19 protein-coding genes, 1 tRNA gene and 1 pseudogene are annotated in these 20,893 nt (G+C 32.4%); 9 read left to right on the forward strand and 12 right to left on the reverse strand.

Going from position 1 to position 20,893, the window contains the following annotated elements; genetic code table 11:
- Positions 1-37: 37 nt before the first annotated feature.
- The 5 genes from CW752_RS16595 to CW752_RS16610 all read right to left on the reverse strand — a co-directional run bounded on the left by CW752_RS16595 (position 38) and on the right by CW752_RS16610 (position 3,111).
- Positions 38-532, reverse strand: coding sequence for an NADH-quinone oxidoreductase subunit C (locus tag CW752_RS16595; RefSeq protein WP_101240808.1), 495 nt, complete (start codon positions 530-532; stop codon positions 38-40).
- A gap of 6 nt (positions 533-538) precedes the next feature.
- Positions 539-1,099 (reverse strand): NADH-quinone oxidoreductase subunit B, encoded by a 561-nt coding sequence (locus CW752_RS16600; protein WP_002983540.1) that lies wholly within the window; start codon positions 1,097-1,099, stop codon positions 539-541.
- 102 nt (positions 1,100-1,201) lie between these two features.
- On the reverse strand, positions 1,202-1,573 hold the full coding sequence (locus CW752_RS16605; protein ID WP_101240809.1) for an NADH-quinone oxidoreductase subunit A: 372 nt from the start codon (positions 1,571-1,573) through the stop codon (positions 1,202-1,204).
- Between the two features lie 122 nt (positions 1,574-1,695).
- Positions 1,696-1,872 carry a hypothetical protein gene (locus tag CW752_RS16985; protein WP_185117656.1) on the reverse strand — a complete coding sequence of 59 codons (177 nt, stop codon included), beginning with the start codon at positions 1,870-1,872 and terminating at the stop codon, positions 1,696-1,698.
- A 105-nt stretch (positions 1,873-1,977) separates the two neighbouring features.
- Positions 1,978-3,111 carry a GNAT family N-acetyltransferase gene (locus CW752_RS16610; RefSeq protein WP_101240810.1) on the reverse strand — a complete coding sequence of 378 codons (1,134 nt, stop codon included), beginning with the start codon at positions 3,109-3,111 and terminating at the stop codon, positions 1,978-1,980.
- A 106-nt stretch (positions 3,112-3,217) separates the two neighbouring features.
- Between CW752_RS16610 and CW752_RS16615 the strand changes: the two genes are divergently transcribed.
- On the forward strand, positions 3,218-3,928 hold the full coding sequence (locus tag CW752_RS16615; protein ID WP_185117657.1) for a zinc metallopeptidase: 711 nt from the start codon (positions 3,218-3,220) through the stop codon (positions 3,926-3,928).
- Here the strand turns inward: CW752_RS16615 and CW752_RS16620 are convergent.
- The 7 genes from CW752_RS16620 to rbfA all read right to left on the reverse strand — a co-directional run bounded on the left by CW752_RS16620 (position 3,925) and on the right by rbfA (position 12,069).
- Positions 3,925-4,530, reverse strand: coding sequence for an IMPACT family protein (locus tag CW752_RS16620; RefSeq protein ID WP_101240811.1), 606 nt, complete (start codon positions 4,528-4,530; stop codon positions 3,925-3,927). The two genes, CW752_RS16615 and CW752_RS16620, sit on opposite strands and share 4 nt — an antisense overlap.
- 355 nt (positions 4,531-4,885) lie before the next feature.
- Positions 4,886-5,911 carry a bifunctional diaminohydroxyphosphoribosylaminopyrimidine deaminase/5-amino-6-(5-phosphoribosylamino)uracil reductase RibD gene (ribD, locus tag CW752_RS16625; protein ID WP_101240812.1) on the reverse strand — a complete coding sequence of 342 codons (1,026 nt, stop codon included), beginning with the start codon at positions 5,909-5,911 and terminating at the stop codon, positions 4,886-4,888.
- 62 nt (positions 5,912-5,973) lie between these two features.
- Positions 5,974-7,773, reverse strand: a complete 1,800-nt coding sequence (locus CW752_RS16630) for a DUF349 domain-containing protein (RefSeq protein WP_101240813.1) — start codon at positions 7,771-7,773, stop codon at positions 5,974-5,976.
- A gap of 77 nt (positions 7,774-7,850) precedes the next feature.
- A complete protein-coding gene (locus CW752_RS16635; RefSeq protein ID WP_101240814.1) occupies positions 7,851-8,588 on the reverse strand; it encodes a shikimate dehydrogenase family protein in 738 nt (245 codons plus the stop codon).
- A gap of 61 nt (positions 8,589-8,649) precedes the next feature.
- On the reverse strand, positions 8,650-10,452 hold the full coding sequence (locus CW752_RS16640) for an endonuclease (RefSeq protein WP_101240815.1): 1,803 nt from the start codon (positions 10,450-10,452) through the stop codon (positions 8,650-8,652).
- A gap of 48 nt (positions 10,453-10,500) precedes the next feature.
- Positions 10,501-11,706, reverse strand: coding sequence for an ABC transporter permease (locus CW752_RS16645; RefSeq protein WP_101240816.1), 1,206 nt, complete (start codon positions 11,704-11,706; stop codon positions 10,501-10,503).
- Between the two features lie 3 nt (positions 11,707-11,709).
- Positions 11,710-12,069: a 30S ribosome-binding factor RbfA gene (gene rbfA, locus CW752_RS16650; RefSeq protein ID WP_101240817.1), complete on the reverse strand. Its 360-nt coding sequence runs from the start codon at positions 12,067-12,069 to the stop codon at positions 11,710-11,712.
- Positions 12,070-12,161: 92 nt separating this feature from the next.
- Between rbfA and mce the strand changes: the two genes are divergently transcribed.
- The 8 genes and pseudogenes from mce to CW752_RS16690 all read left to right on the forward strand — a co-directional run bounded on the left by mce (position 12,162) and on the right by CW752_RS16690 (position 20,806).
- Positions 12,162-12,560 (forward strand): methylmalonyl-CoA epimerase, encoded by a 399-nt coding sequence (mce, locus tag CW752_RS16655; protein WP_047095995.1) that lies wholly within the window; start codon positions 12,162-12,164, stop codon positions 12,558-12,560.
- 62 nt (positions 12,561-12,622) lie between these two features.
- Positions 12,623-12,696 (forward strand) — tRNA-Ile (locus CW752_RS16660).
- A 360-nt stretch (positions 12,697-13,056) separates the two neighbouring features.
- On the forward strand, positions 13,057-14,214 hold the full coding sequence (locus tag CW752_RS16665; RefSeq protein WP_101240818.1) for a site-specific integrase: 1,158 nt from the start codon (positions 13,057-13,059) through the stop codon (positions 14,212-14,214).
- A gap of 486 nt (positions 14,215-14,700) precedes the next feature.
- Positions 14,701-15,420, forward strand: coding sequence for a hypothetical protein (locus tag CW752_RS16990; RefSeq protein ID WP_185117658.1), 720 nt, complete (start codon positions 14,701-14,703; stop codon positions 15,418-15,420).
- A 2-nt stretch (positions 15,421-15,422) separates the two neighbouring features.
- Positions 15,423-16,037 carry a hypothetical protein gene (locus CW752_RS16675; protein WP_101240819.1) on the forward strand — a complete coding sequence of 205 codons (615 nt, stop codon included), beginning with the start codon at positions 15,423-15,425 and terminating at the stop codon, positions 16,035-16,037.
- A 423-nt stretch (positions 16,038-16,460) separates the two neighbouring features.
- A pseudogene (locus tag CW752_RS16680) lies at positions 16,461-19,249 on the forward strand (TrlF family AAA-like ATPase).
- 210 nt (positions 19,250-19,459) lie between these two features.
- The gene (locus tag CW752_RS16685) at positions 19,460-19,717 is read left to right on the forward strand and encodes a helix-turn-helix domain-containing protein (protein ID WP_101240821.1); all 258 of its coding nucleotides are present in this window, start codon (positions 19,460-19,462) and stop codon (positions 19,715-19,717) included.
- Between the two features lie 3 nt (positions 19,718-19,720).
- Positions 19,721-20,806: a hypothetical protein gene (locus CW752_RS16690; RefSeq protein ID WP_101240822.1), complete on the forward strand. Its 1,086-nt coding sequence runs from the start codon at positions 19,721-19,723 to the stop codon at positions 20,804-20,806.
- Positions 20,807-20,893: the final 87 nt, after the last annotated feature.

Here is a 20,893-nt window from a genome sequence, read left to right on the forward strand (position 1 = left end):
TTAACTTCAAATCTCAAATATCCAATTTCAAATTTATTTATCTTCCGAACATATTATCGTTCTTGTCGGTTCTGGTACCGTCTTCAAGGCGATATTCCTTCAACATTGGGTGGTATCCAAGATCTTCCATATTCAAGATAGGTCTAAGATCCGGGTGTCCTTTAAATTTAATTCCATAAAAATCATACGTTTCTCTCTCCATCCAGTTAGCTCCCGCATATAAATCCGTAAGAGAATCCACTTCAATATTTTCTCTGGACATAAAGATTTTCAGACGTAATCTGAAATTGGTCATCATGTTGTGCAAATGATATACAACTCCGATTTCTTTTTCCGGGAATTCAGGATAGTGGATACCACAAACATCAGTAAGGAAGTTGATCTCCAAAGATGAATCTTTAAGATAGTGTATGATCTTTTTGATGTCTTCTTTCTTTACTTCAATCGTCAGCATGCCATAAGGCTCTGAACTTGAAATAACAGATTCCGGAAATTCTCTTGTGATTGCTTCTAATACAAATTCGTTTGTCATTTCCGTTTAGTTGCTTATGTTGTAAGAATCTAATAATTTCTGATATTCAGGCATATCTCTTCTTCTGATGCTTTCGCTTTCTGCAAGAGCCTGTACCTGCATTACTCCTTCAATGATTTGTTCAGGTCTTGGAGGACATCCGGGAACATAAACGTCAACCGGAATAATCTTATCAATTCCCTGAAGTACAGAATACGTATCAAAAATACCACCGCTGGAAGCACAAGCTCCCACTGCAACTACCCATTTCGGCTCAGCCATCTGAGTGTATACTTCTTTTAGGACTGGTCCTAATTTCTTTGATATAGTTCCGCAAACCATCAGCATATCTGCTTGTCTTGGGGAGAAAGAGTTTCTTTCCATACCAAACCTTGAAGCATCATAAGTAGGGTTCAGGGTAGCCATAAACTCGATACCACAACAAGAGGTAGCAAATGGCAATGGCCAAAGTGAAAACTTTCTTGCCATTCCGATTACACTGCTCAGTTTTGTTGCGAAAAACCCTTCTCCTTCATATCCTTCGGGAGCAGGTGCATCTGTTCTTATTACTGGTTTTTTATCTGACATTTTTAGTAAATATTTAAAGATTAAAATATTTAAAGATTAAAAAAATAAGATCTTGGAAATCTTTAAATTACTTAAATACATTCAATCTTTTAATGTTAAAATTTATTTATCCCAATCAAGTGCACCACGTTTCCAAACATAGAAAAACGCCATGAAGAAGATTGCTACAAAGGTAAGTACCGCTAAGAATCCTTCCATTCCGAATTCTCTGAAGTTTACCGCGTAGGGATAAAAAAATACGATTTCAATATCGAATAGTACAAACAATACCGCAGTCAGGAAGTACTTGATGGAAAACGGTGTTCTTGCATTTCCTTCTACAGGAACTCCACATTCCCAGCTTTGGTTTTTTACAGAGTTTCCTTTTTTCTGCTGTGGGCCCAAGAAATGTGCTCCAAGCAAAGAAACCGCTACAAATCCTATTGCTACACCAGCCTGGATAAGGATTGGAATATAACTTTCAGGTAAATTCATTTTTGCATTATTATCTCAATTTGCAAATTTAACGAATAAACAATAAAGCATGAAATTTATCAGCTTAAAAGTAGGATGAAAATAGGGAAAACTGATAATTTAGAATCAATAAAAATAACAGGTTATTTCTTCATTTTTTTAAGAAGAGAGTAGGCCATAAATGCAATATATCCAAAAAGAATACTGGCAAAAAGGATGTTGATGACAGTATTGGTTTTATCATCAGGTGACTGGAAAAAAAAGTTGTAAACAATAAATCCGGCGATTAAAATGGCAAAGATGATAAGCTGTGGTTTCATGAGGTGAAAATGTTTGAAGTTGGGGAGTATTAGGGTTTGAGTGTGGGAGCGTTTTAGAGTAGAAGAGGAATGTAATTTAATTGATTACTCATTGCTGATTACTCATTATTTATCATTTATCATCATGGAGTATGTTCTTCTTCTTTTATGGTTTACTGGGTTATAGTCCTGCCATAATAGTTGGATGCTTTTGTTTTCTTCCAGTTCAGGGTTGGTTTCAAGGAATTTAACACCTTTCTTTTTGAAAACATCAAAAATTTCTTTGAAGATAATGGACGTTACACCTCTACGTTGATAGTCCGGGTGGATACCAATCAGGTAAAAATTGGCTCTGTCATTTCTCTTGCCGGCTCTTAAAAAGTGCCACCAGCCGAATGGGAATAATTTTCCTCCGGATTTTTGTAACGCTTTCGAGTATGAAGGCATTGTTATCGCAAATGAAATAAGATTGTTGTGTTCATCGGTAATACACACGATGAAATCCTTATCGATAAGTTTGAAATATTTTTCTTTATAGGTCTTTCGTTGCTCGTCGGAAATTGGGGTGTAAGTAGACAGGTGTTTGTAGGTCTCATCTAAAAGATCAAACATTGGATCTACATATTGGATAATTTCTTCTTTTGTTTTAAATCTTAAAACTTTGAGTTTGTATTTTTCCGAAATTAATTGGTTGAACTTATGAATTTTTTCAGGTAAGGATTCTGGGAAAATGATTTCAAATTCCACCCATTCTTTTTCTTTTATCAATCCCAGTTTTTCTAAATGTTTGGGATAATATTCGTGGTTGTAAATGCCAATCATGGTAGCCAGTTGATCAAATCCTTTGATCAGCATTCCTGCTTTGTCGAGATTAGTGAATCCCATCGGGCCCTCTATATTGTTGATGTTTTTTTCTTTGGCGTAATCAATTGCTTTTTGGATTAATGCCTCAGAAACTTCTTCATCATCAATGAAATCTATCCATCCGAAGCGTACTTTTCGGATTCCTAATTCTTTTTCTTCTTTATGGTTAATAATGACAGCAATTCTTCCTGCAATTTTGTCATTTTTATAGGCTAAATATTGTTTTGCTTCAGAATATTGAAGTGCCGGGTTTTCGTCAGCGTTCCAGATGTTGATTTCGTCATTGATAAAAGATGGGACATAGTACGGGTTATTTTTGTACAGATCCATTGGGAATCTTACGAATTGCTTGAGTTGGGCGGCTGTTTTTACTTCAATAATTGAAACTGTAGACATGTCTTTTAAAGGTAAATTTGAGGACAAATATAAATAATAATATCTTATACTTTGGCACAGTTTTTATTTCATTATGGGTACAAATTAAACACAAAATTTATATAAAATGATGGGTTATTATATCATTATTGGAATTTCAATGTTGGTGAGCTGGTGGGTTTCATCCAGATTGAAGTCGAAATTTGAGTATTATTCCAATGTACACCTTCGAAACGGTCTTTCGGGGAAAGAGGTAGCGGAAAAGATGTTGAGAGATAACGGGATCAACGATGTTCAGGTAATATCAGTTCCCGGCCAATTGACGGATCATTATAATCCGGCAGATAAAACAGTAAATCTTTCTGAAGGAGTTTATATGCAGAGAAATGCAGCGGCGGCGGCAGTCGCAGCTCACGAATGTGGGCATGCAGTACAACATGCTGTAGGATATTCTATGCTGAATCTACGTTCAAAACTCGTTCCTATAGTAAATATAAGTTCTAATCTGATGCAGTTTGTTCTGATCGCAGGTATTGCGATTATGGCAGCTTCAAGAACGATTGAAAACCCGAACGGAAATACCACTGTTCTTGCGATTGGGGTGGCGATGTTTGCCATGACAACTCTTTTTGCGTTTGTGACATTACCTGTGGAATATGATGCGAGTAACAGAGCTATGAAATGGCTTAAGGATACGGGAACTGTAACTCAGGAAGAATTTGTTGGAGTGCAGGATAGTTTAAAATGGGCAGCAAGAACCTATGTTGTTGCAGCTTTAGGTTCTCTGGCGCAACTTCTTTACTGGGCTTCGTTGTTGTTGGGAGGAAGAAGAGATTAATCTTTAAATTCAAATGAAACATATTGCATCTCGGATAATTTTTCCGAGATGTTTTCTTTTTGTATCAGTTTTAAGGAAGCGGTAAGAATACAGTTTTCATTAGCGTCAAAGTTTAAAACCTTGGCATCGAATTTTGAAAGCAACGTAAAGATCGTATTCTGTTGATTAAAGTTGAACTGGATTTCAATTTCTGTTTCCAATTCTCTGGTAATGATATTGGCTTCTTCTAAAGTGATTTTTGCAGATTCTTTATAGGTTTTTACCAATCCCGAGACACCTAACTTTGTCCCGCCATAATAACGAACAACAATTACCAGTACATTGGTGATTTCATTGGCCAATAATTGATTGTAAATTGGTAATCCTGCGCTGCCTGAAGGTTCTCCATCGTCATTGGCCCGATAATTTTCCCCATTTAATCCCATTCTGAAGGCATAGCAATGATGAGTTGCCTTTGGGTGCTCTTCCCTGATTTTTTCCAAAGCATTTTTTAATTCACTTTCATTATTCACGGGGTAAGCATATCCGATGAATTTGCTTCCTTTTTCTTTTAATAAAGTGTTTTCTATGGGGTTTTCTATGGTTTTGTATTCAAACGTCATCTGTAGTCCTGCTTTATTTATGCAAAAGTATTAAATGCTTTATTAATCTGCATCATGATCATAAATTAATGAATTTGAAATAATAATTTTGTAAATCAATCATTAAATCACAAAAGTCACAAAAGTTTTATTTTAACCACGTTAGTACCCTCAAGTAAGTTGAGAGGATACTCGCGTAAGAAGTTCACATAAGATGAAAATCAAAGATTTTCAAAAACTTTAGTGATCTTAAAAGGCGTTTAGTAGTCACTTAAAACGATTAAAGTGTAAGAATCTTTTGTGACTTTTGCGGTTAAATCTACTTTTAAAAAATATATTTTTTCTAGATTTATAGTGTTTAATAAAGTAAAGCCATTTATTTTAATGTAAAAAAAGAAATCGTATTGTCTCTATAATTTTCTGTTTTATGAGCTGTATGGTTAAATTCCGGTGCTTTTGTGCCGTTTTCCAATTTCAGATCTTCACTTTTAATAACAATAGCTTCGTCCCAGAGTTTTGCATCTATGAATTGTTGCAGGGTGAAACGTCCGCCTTCAATAATGACAGATTGTATTTGTTCTTTATATAACGCATTCATCAGATCAGCAAGGAAATTATCTTTTTCTATTTTAATGAATTGAATGTGACCTTCGTTTCCTTCTTTAATGGAATTTAAAACCAGGGTTCTTGCTTCATTATTAAAAATATTATAATTCCCGGGAACTTTTAAATCGAAATCTATTAAAATTCTGACAGGATTTATTCCTTCCGTATTTCTAACCGTTAGGCTTGGGTTATCATGTAAAGCGGTTTGTGTACCTACTAGAATTGCATGTTCGTTAGCTCTTAATTGATGAACAAATTGATTAGCTAATGCATTTGAAATAGCGGTTGGTTTAAAATCTTTATCTAAAAAACCATCTCCGGATTCTGCCCATTTTAAAATGATGTATGGTCTTTTCTTTTCGTGGTAAGTGAAAAATCTTTTATTGAGTTCAATACATTCATTTTCTAAAATTCCTGAAACGGCTTCAATTCCAGCATCCTGAATGATCTTTTTTCCTTTTCCATTTACTTTATCATGGGAATCCATAGCACCGATAACGACTTTTTTGAAGCCTAAGTCTTTAATTTTTAAAGCACAAGGAGGTGTTTTCCCGTAATGGGCACAAGGTTCCAGAGAAACATAGATTGTAGATTCCGGAATGAGGTCTTTGTTTTCTACAGAATTAATAGCGTTAATTTCTGCATGGTTTTCTCCTGCTTTATGATGATAACCTTCGCCGATGATTTTCCCATTGTGGACGATTACGCTTCCCACTAAAGGGTTGGGATAGGTTTTGCCGAGTGCTTTTTGTGCAAGCTCAATGCATCTTTTAATATAAAGTTCGTCGTTGTTCATATTTTAAAAAGAAAAAGCGAAGACAAATTGCTTTGCTCCGCCTTTATATATTGTATTTACTTTTATTCTCCGGTGATAATGTTGTGGAGATTTTGTTTTAATGTTTCCAAATGAGCTTTTTTCTCATCAATCGTATTGTAAGTATCTCTTAACAACGGATTTTCTCTGGATGGTTTGTTGAAGAAAGAAAGGTTGTTTTCAAGTTTAACAATTTCGGCTTCAAGATCAGAAATTTGATTTTTGATTTTTCTTGCTTTGTCTGTCAATTGATTTTCAGATAATCCTTCTTCTTTTAATTCAAGCTCATTGATCTTATTTATTTTCAATTTTTCTCTTAAAGTCTTGTTGAATTCAGAGTTGATTGAAATTTTGTCTCTTGGAACTTTACCGATATTATTCCATGCTGTCTTGATTTGCTCAATCTTTTCGATGCTTCCATCTTCATTGGTAACCATTTTCAATTCTTCAAGAAGAGCTTTCTTGTTTTTGTAGTTTTCTTTCCAATTGTCAGTAGAAGTATTGCTCTTCTCTCTGTAATTGTTGAAGAAACCATTACATGCATCACGGAATTCATCCCAGATTTTGTTGGTCATGCTTTTTGGAACGTGGCCAATTTTTTTCCAGTCTTCCTGTAGTTTTTTGAATAACGGAACGGAAATATCCCATTCTTCATTGTTCATATTGTCTTGTGCAGTCTGGATTAATTTTAATTTTTCCTCCAGGTTAGCCTGCTGAGAACCTTTTAAAGATTTATAATAATTATTCTTTATGGTATTGAACCCTCTAAGAGTTGTCTTAAACTCATTCCAATTCTGATTGGATAATTTTCTTGGAACACTTCCGGTTTTTAAGAATTCGGTACGAAGATCTTCCACTCTCTTGATTGCATTTTGCCAATAATTATGGTTAGGCGTTTCGGAAGGCTCAGAAAGTTTTTTGATCTCAGTAATAATCTGATTTTTCTTTTCAAGATTGTCGTTCTGTTCCTTTTCAATAACGGCAGAGAGTTCAGATTTTCTTTCGTGAATTTTGTTGGAAATTTCTTTGAATTCTTCCCAGGTTTTTTCACGGAATTCTTCTGAAACAGGTTCTGCTTCTTCTTTCCAAAGTTTGTGAAGGTATTGAAGTTCGTTTAATGCTTTTTGAATAACAGGCTCATTTTCCAATTCTTTAGCACGGGCAATGATGTGCTGTCTTTTTTCAAGATTGTGGCTATATTCTTGTTCCAAAAATTCTTTATTCAAATCAAGCATTTGATAAAACTGATTCAAATGATGGAAGTAATTATTATTAAGAATCTTGAATTCGGATTTGGCAACTTGTCCCGCCCTTGACCACTCTTCTTTGATTTCACGGATGGATTTAAAAAGATTGATTCCCGGTTCGGAGCTTGTATATAGATTTTTAAGTCTTTCGATAATATTTTGACGATGTTCAAGATTTTTCTTTTGTTCCTCTTCCTGCCCTTTTTGAAAATCGTCGTGCTTCTCCCTGAAAATATTAACTAAAGCAGAAAATTTAGCTTGTGAAGGGTGTTCATAACCGAAATTTTCAGGAGCATTTCCGGCTTCTAGATACTCATGCTTCTTATCTTCCACTTCATCATGGATGTAATGACTTGCTTTATCCTTTAGCAGGTTGAATCTTTTGAAGTTTTCACCGGCATTGGGAGTATTGATGATTTTTTCCATTTCTTTCAAAGCATCTGCTAATGAAATTTCAATATCATCGTGCTCTTCGATATGTTCAGCATCATCTTCATGGTGCTGTACATCAGGAGAAGGAGTGTTTTCTGATGTCTCTAGAGAAACTTCGTTAGGATTCTTTTCTTCGTTTTCAGAAAGATTGTTTTCTGTAATCATAGCAAATCTTTTATGTGAGTGGCGTTAATGTCCTTATTTAAATATAGCTTTAAAGCCAATTAAAGCACTAATTTATGTTATTTTTTTTGAAAATTCCAAATTTCCCAAGCTTTTTCTGCTTGCTGCTCAAGCATATAATAGCCATTTATAGTTTTTGCTCCTTTTTCAGAGGCGTTGATGATAAACTTCGTATAGTTGGGATTGTATATTAAATCAATAACCAAGTGTTCCTGAGTGAGTCCTTCAAAAGGGAAAGTGAGACAATCTTCAACATTCGGAAACGTGCCTACAGGAGTACATTGGATAATGATTTTATGGTCCTGAACCGTATCTTTATCCAGATTTTCAAAATTAATTTCAGACTTTCTGGAGATCGTTATTGAAGGTATATTGTGTTTATCCAAAACATATTTTACAGCTTTGGCAGCTCCTCCATTTCCCAGGATTAAGGCTTTGTCTTGCGATGGCTTCTTGTGAAGAAGAAGTGTTTTTTCAAATCCGAAAGAATCCGTATTATATCCGGTTTTTTTTCCGTTTTGAATCAAAACACAGTTTACAGCTCCAATCTTTTCCGCCTCGTCACTCAATTCATCCAGGTAATCCATGATTTTTTCTTTATAAGGTATGGTGACGTTGAATCCTAAAAGCTCAGGAGAGGAAAAAAGGTTTTCTACTTCATTGATTTCATTCAGGTCAAAAATATCGTAAGAAAAATCTTTAAGCATAAGCTTTTGAAATTTGTTTTCGAAGAATTTCTTAGAAAAAGAATAGGAAATATTTCTTCCTATGAGCCCTAATTTTTTATTGGAATCCATTGATCAAAAATAAAAAAAAGACCGGAGAAATCCGGCCTTTCGTTTGAAATATTTTTAATAATTAATCTACAATGAATTTTGTAGAGAAATGATCTGCTTTTAAAATGTAAGTTCCTTTTACTAAGCCTTTAAGATTAATCTTATTTGAGTTTTTGAAAGGAGCAACAATGGTTTCAATTACTTTTCCTGAAATGTCATAGATCTCAGCTTTTGAAATTTTGCTTAAGTTTTCTCCTTTTACAAATAATTCGTTGTTTTTTACCGGGTTAGGGTAAACACTAAACTCAGATTTATCTTTTTTAATATCTGAAGTTGCCAATGTGCTGAAACAATCCCAGCCTAAGTCATCTATTGCAACTCTTGGTCCTTTTGGATCTGTTATTGGATTGATAATCTTAATAACTGCATTTCCAGGAACATTAATATTACTAATTGTAGTTGTAGTTGTTGTACCAGTTACAGCGCTATAAGGAACTGTACCCACTTGAACTCCGTTTACTTCAACATTCAATACTCCTGGTCCTGATCCATATTTTAATGCGGTTGTTACTGTTATGTTTTGTACGCCTCCTGAAAGGGTAGAGCTTGTTAAGTCGCCTACTCTTAAAGTAATTGCTTTTCCATTAATGGTATCATCTACTCTTGCATCGGTTGCAGTCCATGTTACACTGTTATTGGTCCATACTCTTGTGGCATAAGCCGGGTTGGTAGAAGTAGGGATGTTGCTGAAGGTTTCTTTTCCACAGCTTCCGGCTACTGGAGGACCGTCAAGAGTTGTTGCTGTTGCAATATTACTTTGTGGTGAAGAGTTTCCGGCTGCATCTTGAGCTATTACATAGAAAGAATATGGAGTAAGTGGGGATAAACCTGTTACAATAGTAGCTGTTGTTGTTCCTGAAACAGAAGCTTTTAATACATTGTTTGCATAGATGCTATAAGAGGTTACTCCAATATTATCCGTTGCAGCCGTCCAGCTCAATGCCATAGAACTTGAAGTTGGGTTGTTGGCAATCAGATTAGTTGCTGCTGTAGGAGCTTGGGTGTCTAAGACAGGAGTTCCCCATATCTGAACGGCATATTCAGGGTGATCAATAAACGGGTTTCTGTTTCCCTGGACAAGATAGCTTGCGTCATTTCGGGCAATTTCAGTAGGAGATACTGGATCCTGTAAATGCCAGGCTAATAGTTGATCTCTTTCCCAGATTTGAAGGCCTGGAAATGGAGTGTTCCCAAGCATGCCGCCGGATTGGAAAGTAGAAAGTTGATTTTCATATCGCGTTACAAAATAAAAGATCATTCTGGCAACATCTCCTTTGAATTCATCAATAGGTTCAAATACGACAGAAGTATATCCGGGAGATACACTTGTTCCTAATTTGGAACCGTTGGATGAGATATAACTTGCTGCTCCTACTTTTCCAAATGGATTATTGGATCTCATGCCATTTACTTTACTGTCTGTAGGTCTGATAAAGTGAATGTCAGAATACATTGGATTTTGCGATTGGAATAAGCTTTGAGGAACAATATGTTCTCTATTGTAGCAGGTTCCTTCTGGTCCATTCTGTCCACATTGATTTGTTCCCATAGCATAACTGTAGTTGTCCGGACCATTGGGTACTTCGGAATAGATATCCAAAACAGTATTGTCTCCTTCGTAATAAACGTCTCTGTCTGTTGTGTAATAAGCAGACCATAAGGCAGGATAGCCTATGTAGTTTTGTAAATAAATAATTTCACTTAATTTGGTTTTTAAGCTAGGGCCCGTTAAGCCAAATGCTGAATCATAATAACCTGCAGGTATCTGTGCAAAAGCATTGATAAATGCGAAAATTAATAAGGAAAAAGATAGATTTCGTTTCATTTTTTAAAATTGGGGTGTAAAGGTATTAAAAAATGAAAATGTAATAGGTTAATTTTTCGTAATATACTCTTTGCTGATTTTTGAGAAAAACCATGAAATGGCAATTCCAAATATAGAGGCAGTAAGAGCAACAATGAAGTAATTTTTTCCAACAATTTTTACAGGGAATGGAAGAATTTCATTGGCTTTGAAAAATTCAGTGTAAAGTTGAAAATAGCAAAGCATTGTTCCTAAGATTAATCCGGTGATCACTCCTGAAATAACAATAAGGATTCCCGTATAAAAATAAATTTTTCTCAGGTGCTTCAATGGTAAACCTAATGAAATAAGAGATTTTGCCTGTTGTTTTTTGTCAAGCTGAAGGATAATAATAGCTCCGGCAAGATTAAAAGTGGTAATGAAAATAACCAACGCAAAAATTAAATAAATAAACAGTTTTTCTGTATTAATCATTTTCCAGAACGCTGCATTTTCCTCTTCTTTGGTTTTAATTTCAATATTTTTCCCCAGAGAAGCCAAAAGATTTTGTTTTACAGCATCTGCATTTTCCGGATTCTTTAACTTAATAACAATTTGGTAAGCTGACTTTTTAGGAAGGTTAAGTAATTCTTCGGCAAGTTCGATGGGAGAAATAATGTAACTGTCCAGTTGATCTTTTCCCGGAAAAATTCCTGTGACAAGAATATCTCTTTTATTGTAGATGTCTTCTTCTTTGTTAATAATTCCGGTTCCGGGCTTAGGCATGAATATCGTTGCGTAATGATTGGTGGAATCTACAGGAATTGAAAGTCTGTTATCTAAGCTATTTTCCATTAATACCTCGTTAGAGTATTTAAAACTAGGATAAGTTCCATAGAAAACATCTTTATTGATAGGGTTTACCTTAATGTAGGCTGAGTCAACCCCTCTTAAATAAGCGATATCTCCCTTTCCGTTGAAACTGATGTATACTTTTTCTTCAATGACACGGGAGAAGCTGCTGATTTCTTTATTGTTTTTTAAAACAGAATTAACCTGGTCCAGGTTTTTAATGGTTTTTCCTGAAGTGCTTTTGATGGTTAAATCTGCATGAAGGTTTGAAATAAGGTCTTTATTCAGATTCTCCAATCCTGAGAAAACTGAAATAATGACGAACATTGCAGCCACAGCAACCGTCATGGCGCCTACTGCCAGCCACGTAATAAACGTAACGGCAGTACTGCCTTTTTTAGCCAAAAGGTATCTGGATGCTATGTAAAATGCAATATTCTTCAAGATTTATAAAACTGGATTGTCGCCTTCGCCTCTTAATTCTCTTTCCAGTTTTTCAACGTCATCAAGAGCAGTATCCAAATAGAAGTTAAGTTGTGGGATAATACGTACCTGTTTAGCCATTTTCTGGCCAATGAAGTTTCTGTATTGAGGTTTGTTTTCTTCAATTTCCTTCATCACAGCGGTACGGAATTCCTGTGGGAAAATGCTTAAATAAATTTTAGCAATACCCAAATCTGCCGTTACCTTTACATCTGAAACGGATACTAATATACTTTGTTTGCTATCTGCAGCCTGTTTGCGGAAAAGCTCTGCGAAGTCTTCCTGAATGATTTGTGCTACTTTTCTTTGTCTGTTACTTTCCATAAGTTATGCAAATTTAGTACTTTTGTTTGAATTGATACTTTGAAATTTTGCTACCGTATCAAATTTACGACTAATTATATTTATTTGTATTTATGAAGCTAGAACATATCGGTATTGCCGTAAAGTCTTTAGGAGTCTCAGATGAGCTTTTTGCCAAACTGTTAGGAAAAGAATCCTATAAGCAAGAAACAGTGGAAAGGGAAGGGGTAGTAACTTCTTTTTACGAAACAGGAGAAAGTAAAATTGAGTTGTTGGAAGCCAGTAATCCTGAAAGTCCTATCTCAAAATTCATCGAAAAAAAGGGAGAAGGTATCCATCATCTGGCATTTGGGGTAGAAAATATCCTGGAAGAAGTAAAAAGATTAAAAAAAGAAGGATTTCAATTTATCTCCGAAGAACCGAAAGAAGGTGCTGATAACAAATTAGTTGTATTCCTTCATCCTAAGTCTACAAACGGCGTGTTAGTAGAACTTTGCCAAGAAAAGCAATAAAAAATTTTGTAATGAAATAAATTTTACTATTTTTGCAAACACAAAATTTAACCAAGTTTTGAGGTCCTATAGCTCAGTTGGTTAGAGCACCTGACTCATAATCAGGTGGTCCCTGGTTCGAGCCCAGGTGGGACCACGGTTTTGAAGATAGACAATTCTTCGAAAATTTTAAAAACCCCTATTTTAGGGGTTTTTTTATGTTTTTATAGTTGCTATTTATAGACAAAAATAGTCATCGTTCCCAAAATAATTTTCCCCTCTTGTTTCCCCCGTAGATTAAACAGCAGTTTTTCGAAAAAAAACTTTATTACCTAATTCTGGTACGATATGACCTAAGGTAAATTTAGAATGAGAAATTAATGATATGATGTAAAATGTTGGTTGTCAGCTATTTGTATTTTTATATTTAAAATATTATACCTAAATTAGCTGATTTTTTCCTCTTCAAATTCTCTACTATAGTTATTGAGAATATAAACAAACAAATATTTTCGTTATGAATAACTATTCAATTAAAATTGTCAGAAGAACTGATAAACAAAATGCTAAAGGAGAAAATCCACTGATTTTACAAATCATCATTAATTCTCGTTCAAAGAAGATAGGTTTAAAAGAATCTATTGATCCTAAGTTTTGGGATGATAAAAACTCCAAAGCTATTGGTAAAGGATTCAAAAGTTTAAATGTTAAGTTGAATAAAATAAAATCAGACTTAGAAGCGCATTGTAGCTTAAAAGAAGCTGGAGGAGTATCTATTACATTTGATTTAATTGATCGGTATTTCAAAGGAAAAAGTGACAATGATTTCTATCAACTTTTTGATGAAATTGTTGAAGCTAAAGGGCTGAAAGAAGCTACGGCTTATAAGTATTCGTTGTTAAGAAAAAGACTTAAAAGTTATAAGTCGAATATTTATACTTCAGATATTGACTATAATTTTGTGAAAGGCTTTGACTCATATTTGAAAAAGTTGGAACTGAAAGAAGGTGGTGCTGTTTACAATATGCACAAATGTCTGAAATCTATTATTAATCAAATCTACTTAATGCAGAAAATTAGTTTTTCTCCGTATAATAACTTTAAGTTTAAAGGTCCAAAAGTGAATGATGAGTTTTTACACGAGGAAGAGGTGGTACGTTTAAGAAATTTAGAATTGGATGAAGAACAAATTAAAAAGTATAAATTAACAAAAGATATGTTTCTATTCTCTTGTTATACTGGATTGAGATTTAGTGATTGTGATCAATTATTAGTTAAAAATGTTGATTTAAATAATTCGGTAATTTCAATCGTTCAAAAGAAAACGGATGATATTTTAAAAATTCCTTTTAGCGCACAAGCTAAAAAGGTCTTATGTAAATATATAATCGGTAAAAAGAAAGATGAGAAGATTTTCCCCAGTATTACTAATCAGACTGTTAATAATAAATTAAAGGATTTGGCTGATTTAGCTAAGATTAATAAAAGAGTTCATTTTCATCTCGCTAGACATACGTTTGGGAGTAGCTTAGTGAATTCGTACAATATTCCTTTACCTTTAGTTAGTAAATTATTAGGTCATAAAAATATTTCAAACACTTTAATTTATACGAATTCTAACTTTTCCATACTTAGAGATGCTATGAAAAACTTTAGTTACGGTAAAAAATCGTAATTTCGTAGAAGATAAAAATATAATTAATATAAAAGCGTAAGCTATCGTATTGGTACAAGAAAACCGCTAAACTTCTTAGATAACCAAATTCGATAGGCTTACGCCCGTGTCATCTATTGGCGTGGGCGATAAGTCATATCTGGTTATCGGGTTCTTAGCGGTACCTCTTGTACGGATTGGCTTAAAGTTCCACGCTTTTTCTATGGATTAAATTGCCGTTTTGGAACTGAATGGTTACTAATAATCATGGGAAACTTTTCTTATCTGATTCAGAAAAAATTTCGAGAGCTGAACTCAGAACAACAACGAATCTTCATTAGCGAATTTGAAAGACAAAAGAAATCTGTAGGGATATCTTACTTACTCTGGTTTCTTTTAGGGTGGCACTATGCCTATCTTAAAAAATGGGGTTGGCTGATATTATATATCCTTACAGCAGAAGGTTTTTTTATTTGGGCAATTATTGATCTCTTTAGAATTCCTAAAATGGTTGAACAATATAATAATGATCTTGCTTTAGAGATATTACGGGATATTTCAATCATGTTTCCTGATGAAGGTCGTGATTCAGAGGATAAAGATGTTAATAAAAAGGCTGTAAATGATCTTTACATCACTCAAAAAACGCAATCAGGAGAAAGTTATTCATTTTATATAATCGTTGGTATAATCATCCTGTTTAGTGTTTCTGCTTTCTTCTTAAAGCCCAATAATACAGAGATGAAAAATAAGATTGTTGATGATATTATGGCTTATCAGCCTCAACTTTTCAAAAATATAAAAGATTTTTTTGCTGGTGAGAAGCTCAATGAAAGGCAATCCCAGAGCTTTATAACTTTATTTCTATCAGAGAATGGTTATGAAAGTAGTAAGGTATATGATGAAGACCTTGTTTTGCTAAGGAAATTAGTCTATAAAGATGAAAATGATAAACAAAATCTGATAACTGCTTATGGCTTCTTGGGTTTTACAAAGATTATATATGAGGATGAAAATCTGAAAGACAGAAAATTTGGAAGTTATAAAAATAAGCGGAAAACAAAACCTTATGAATATAGTGTAATAGAATCGACGAATAAATATCAAAAATTTGAAAGAACTGATTCTAAAGAAAGCCAAGCGCAATCTGAAATGAGAGAAAAAAGTAAAGTATTCCAGAATTCTGAAGTTGAAAATCAGCAAGGAGATTCAATCAAAATCAATTAATCATGAAAAACTTAATCGTACTTATCAATCTCTGCATTTTCTCAGTTTTTTACTCCCAGGATTCTTATGAAAACGAGCTTAGGCAGACTAAGTTGTTTGTAAAAGGGGTTTTGAAAAATCAACCGTCAAAAGTTACTGAATACGTTAAGCTGACTGACGGTAGAATAAAACAAAGTAAAACCGATAATCCGCTTGAAGAATTTGAATTTCAATGGGATATGTTTTATAAAATCATTAGAAAAAATAATAAAATTGTCTATATCAGTAAATCTGATGATTTATGGGGGCATATTGGAGATAGCAAAACATCTTATGACTATTACTTCAATGAAGAAGGAATTTTGGTTGGAGCTGAAAAAAGTTTAGATTTTTTTTTGTTAGATACAACGTGTGCTAACCAAGTCAAATATTATGCTTCCTATATGAATGTAAAAGCTGAAAAACTGGAAAAAGCCGAAATATATAAAGATGATAACGGAAATGTTATTGATTTTACTTCCAGAAAATGCAAAAATAGCAAGGCGTATATTCAGAGTATTACCAATAGTTTAGATAAGATCACCTTCAGAAATTTGGAAGGCTTTATGAAGGCTGAGAAAATCAAATATTACAAATAAGATTTGGAAGGAAAAATAAAACAAGAGGAAAGCAAGTAAAAGCATGATATGTTTTACTGAAATACCGAGTAAAATAGAAGTGAAAATAGAAGTCAGAATACAAGAAGAAGCAAGTAAGGGTTTTCTGAAGAGTTTCTATGAAGTCTAAAGGAAAAAGCCCCGATTCTAAAGGAAAAGCGGGCTTTTAAATTTGTATGAGATTGAGTAATACAAGTGAAAAATTTTAATATTGCAGAAAATTAAATCTAAAATAATAAGTATATCAATAAAATATTAAATGGAAAAGAATGCTTAATGCAAAATTCCTTTGACCTAGGAAGAAAATAAACCTTATTGAAATACTGAAAATATTTACGGAAAACCGTATTGTTACTTCAGTATTTTTTTTAATTTTTACTCCTACAAAAAAGTAAAACTTTAACTATGGGAATTACAAGAGGATCAGAATGGAGAAAATGGGATTTGCATGTTCATACACCTTATACGTTTTTAAATAGATATAGGTGCGAAGAATATGAATTTATTGAAAAATTAAAAAATGAGAATATATCATGTATCGGATTAACAAATTATTTTAAGTTCGACGATAGAGAGTTTGAATTAAAGAATAAGCTTGAAAAGGAAGGAATAACAACTTTTTTGAATCTTGAAATTAGATTAGACTATCAGAATAAAGAAGACGATTGTCTCGATTTACATGTTATATTTTCTAATGATGTTACCAAAGAAAATATTGAAAAATTTTTGCATAATATGGATGCAAATATTAGTGGTAATAATAAAAAATGTATTGATTTAACTGAAAAATCTGATTTTGAAAATGCTGTAATCAATTTTGATAAACTGAAAGAATGTTTAGAAGAAGAATCTATTGGTTTACGTGGAAAGTATTTAATCGGGTTTTTATCTCGTGGAAAAGGGAATGCCCGAACTAGTACAAACTATGAAAAATTAACTAAATATGCAGATATTCTTATCCATTCTACTGATAATCCGAAAAATATAGAAGAAGATTCAAAATTTTGGCTTAGTTATAGAAGGCCACTTTTACAGAATAGCGATGCCCATAATCTTGATAGTATAGGTAAAAAATTTACTTGGATAAAAGCTGAAACTACATTTGAGGGATTAAAGCAAATAATATATGAACCTGCCGAAAGAATAAAAATTCAAACAGATGAACCTGAGTCTGAAAAATTAGATAATTTGATGATTGATGAAGTAAGTTTTGAGTCCTCGGATAATAAATTTACTCCAGAAACAATAAAATTTAATAAAAATCTAAATGTTATAATTGGAGGAAAATCTTCAGGAAAATCTATATTACTTTATAAAATTGCAAGAACTTTAAATGCGGAAGTTTTATCCAATAATGCAGGTGATGAAATCTTGAAAAATAATATTCTAAAATATAAAGATACCGACGATAACAAATTTAAAGACCTTTACAACCTATCTGAAGGCGACAGTCAATTTAATTTCAAAGTTAAATTGTTTTCTGGAAGTGAACAATTTATAGTGCATAGACCTGAACAATCCAGCATATTACCTAGTATAAAGTATATCCCGCAAAACCATTTATCGAATTTAGTTGATAAGAGCCGAAAGAACGGAAATACTTTAAAAAAATTAATTAGGAATCTAGTGCTTGAAGCTCCAGATTTTAAAAAAAAGTATAGTGATTTTGTTGAGAATGCAATTGATAATGATCATCAAAGAGAAAAGGATATTGATTATTATTTTTCACTGAAGGATAACCTTAAAAAGAAAGAGGACGAACTTCAATCAAGAGGAGATACTAAAGCTTTGGAAGAAGGAGTAGCTTCTAATAAACGAAAGCTTGAGCAATTAAGTGTTGCTTTTACTGAGGGAGAGTTATTAGAATATAATACTCTCAATGAAGTAATGAATAGATTAAAGATTGAAGAAGGTAAGGTTAATTCTGATTTTGATAAAATTAGGAAGTTTAACGATGATTTAAAAAGATTTTTCACTGAACTTATTAGCCGCAAACGCATTTTGTTAGACTCATTGGAAACTGAAAGTATTAAAACTGATTTATCAGATAAATACAATTTTATAGATGAAGCTTTAGAAAATATCAATAGCCTAGTAAGAGAAATCAATAAAGATGAAAATAATATATTTATTCAAGAAAATATATTTAAAACTCATTTATTAAGAATTGAAGGAGAAAAGAGTAGTACAGGTGATAAATTAAAACCTCTCATTGAAAAACTTGCGAATCAAAAGCAGGTTGAATCTATTCAAAATAGTATTGCAGAAGATCAGAAAAAATTAAGTGAGATTCAACAATTTAAAAAAGAAATTGATGATAACAAAGTTGTTTTAAACCAACAGAAGGAAAAAATATTTGAAGATTTTGAAAAAAACTTTAAACTTTATTCACAAATTTTAGAAGATCTTAAACCAAGAATATCTTTATTGGAAGATCAAGATGATAAAGTTGACATTATAGGTTCGGTTAAATACAACTATCCTGATTTTAGAAAAATGGTTGATTCTATTTTTGATGGAAGAGGTTTTAACAATGAAGGTTTTGAGTATTTATATCAGTATGAAAGAACTGAAAATGTAAAGACTGCGCTTTCAGATGTTGATTTTAATTCTATAATAGATGATTTAAAAAGACTTTTTGAAAAAATTGAAATTAATCCTAATCTATTAAAAGGTAATAATACAGAACGAGATGCTTGTAAAAAAATATTAACAGACTATTTTTTTGATCATTGGGATGTGAAATCCGATGATGATGATATTCATAAAATGTCAACAGGTAAAGCAAGTTTTGTATTATTAAAATTGATTATTAAGCTTAGTAAAGATAATGGTCCAATATTAATTGACCAACCAGAAGATAATCTTGATAATAGGTCAGTTTCAAGAGATTTAGTTGAGTATTTAAAATTAAGAAAAAAAGAGAGACAAATTATTTTAGTTACTCATAATCCAAACATTGTAGTGAATGCAGATGCCGAAAACATTATTGTTGCTAATCAAAATGGACAAAATGATACTGATAGTGAAAGCCCATACAAATTTGATTATATAAACGGTGCTTTAGAAGATTCATTTAGAGATGACGATTGTAAAGATTTACTGAAAAGTATGGGTGTTAGACAACACATTACGGAAATAGTGGAGGTGGTATTGAAGCATTTAAAAAAAGGGAAGAAAAATATGGATTTTGAGGATAATACCCTTTTTAAAAATAAATAAACCTAATTTAGGTATTATATGACAAAGCGATCAATTGGTCGCTTTTTTCAATGTGGATTTTTTATTACTGAAAATCAATGCTTTCTGTTTTTGGTATCAAATGACTCCATGAAATAATCCATGCATTTAATGTTACTGCAGTTAATTAAAATAAAAATTGTTTAACAAATAAAATTAAAGCAATGGATAAAAAATTAGCATTGTATGTATTCAAACAAAACCGAAAATTAAAAAAAGAAATTAAGCAGCTCAGAAATCTTATCAATGAAAAATGTAATTTTAAGGAATTATTGACAGTGAAAGAAGCCTGTGAGCATTTTGGTTTTAGTGAAAAAACTTTCTATCGATACAGAGCCATGGGGTTAAAAGTAGTTCAGAAAGGTCGTAATTCAAAAATATACGTTAGAGTAATTGATGTTGAAAAATTCTTAAATAAATAAAAAATGGTTGATAGAATAAAATTTGTTGTAGATAATGCAGATTTAAGTGATGAAATTCTTAATAAAAAATTCTTTAAAGGCAGACCTAATAAAGAAGGTACAATAGTTTATACTTTTAGAAATAATTATATTGAAGAAGAGGATATTAATGAAGATGAAACAGATGATGAGAAAGTAATTCTGAAAAGTAGATATAGCAAATATTTGTATATCCAGTATGTACAATATAAAACATCAAAAAAGTTACCTAACGTTACCTATAATGTAAAAAACAAATTAATTATTCATAGAAATATCAGAAAAGATTGGTTTGGAAATGGAAGGCTCGCTGATTTAGGATACAAATCGTTTGTGAAGAAGATTAATAGTTATGGTGAAGAATTTCAAATAGATAATAAACGCTTGTGGAATGCTAGAGTGACTAAAATAGAACTAGGAGTAACTTTAAGATTACCAATTAAAATGTATGGAATTTTAAGTTGTTTTAATAGTTTTAGTGGACTAACGGAGAAGGATATCTATGGAAAGGATGGAGTGAGCTTTATTGGTACTAATTTTTCAGTTTCATTCTATGACAAAATAGAGAAAATGGATAAAAATAATGAGCTTTTCATTAAATCAAAGAATAAGAGGAAACTGAAAGAGAAAGTAACAAAAAAGAATTATTTTTTACGCTTTGAGCTTAAGGTGGAAAAAGTGAGTGGTTTTTACAATAAAAATTTTGATGATAAAATTAATCATTTGTCTAAAATCAGAGATAATTGGAACTATCTTCTTTACTCAGTAGGAAATCTATATCAACAAATAAAATATATTGATGTAGTATCTCCAGAAGTTATGGATCTGATTAAGGGCGAAGAAAAAAAGCCGATGGATAATCTGTTGAAGTTTCAAGGAATTAAAAGTATTACACCAGACATTTTTTTTGAGGAATTGTTACCTCAGATGAAGAAAGAAAAGCAATCAAAATTTAAAAAGGAATACAGAGACTTTTATAATGATTATGAGCGAAAATTCAGACATGGTTTCAAGGAAGAATTTCGAGCTAAATTAGACGAGAAAATTGACTCATTACTCAGAAGCTCTTAGTATAAAGAGTAATATAATACTTAAATTAGGTATAAATACAATATATAGGTAATAGGGTATAAGGAAGCAAGAAAGTTTCTTGTTTAA

The organism is Chryseobacterium sp. PMSZPI (genome assembly GCF_002835665.1).
Classification (GTDB): Bacteria; Bacteroidota; Bacteroidia; order Flavobacteriales; family Weeksellaceae; genus Chryseobacterium.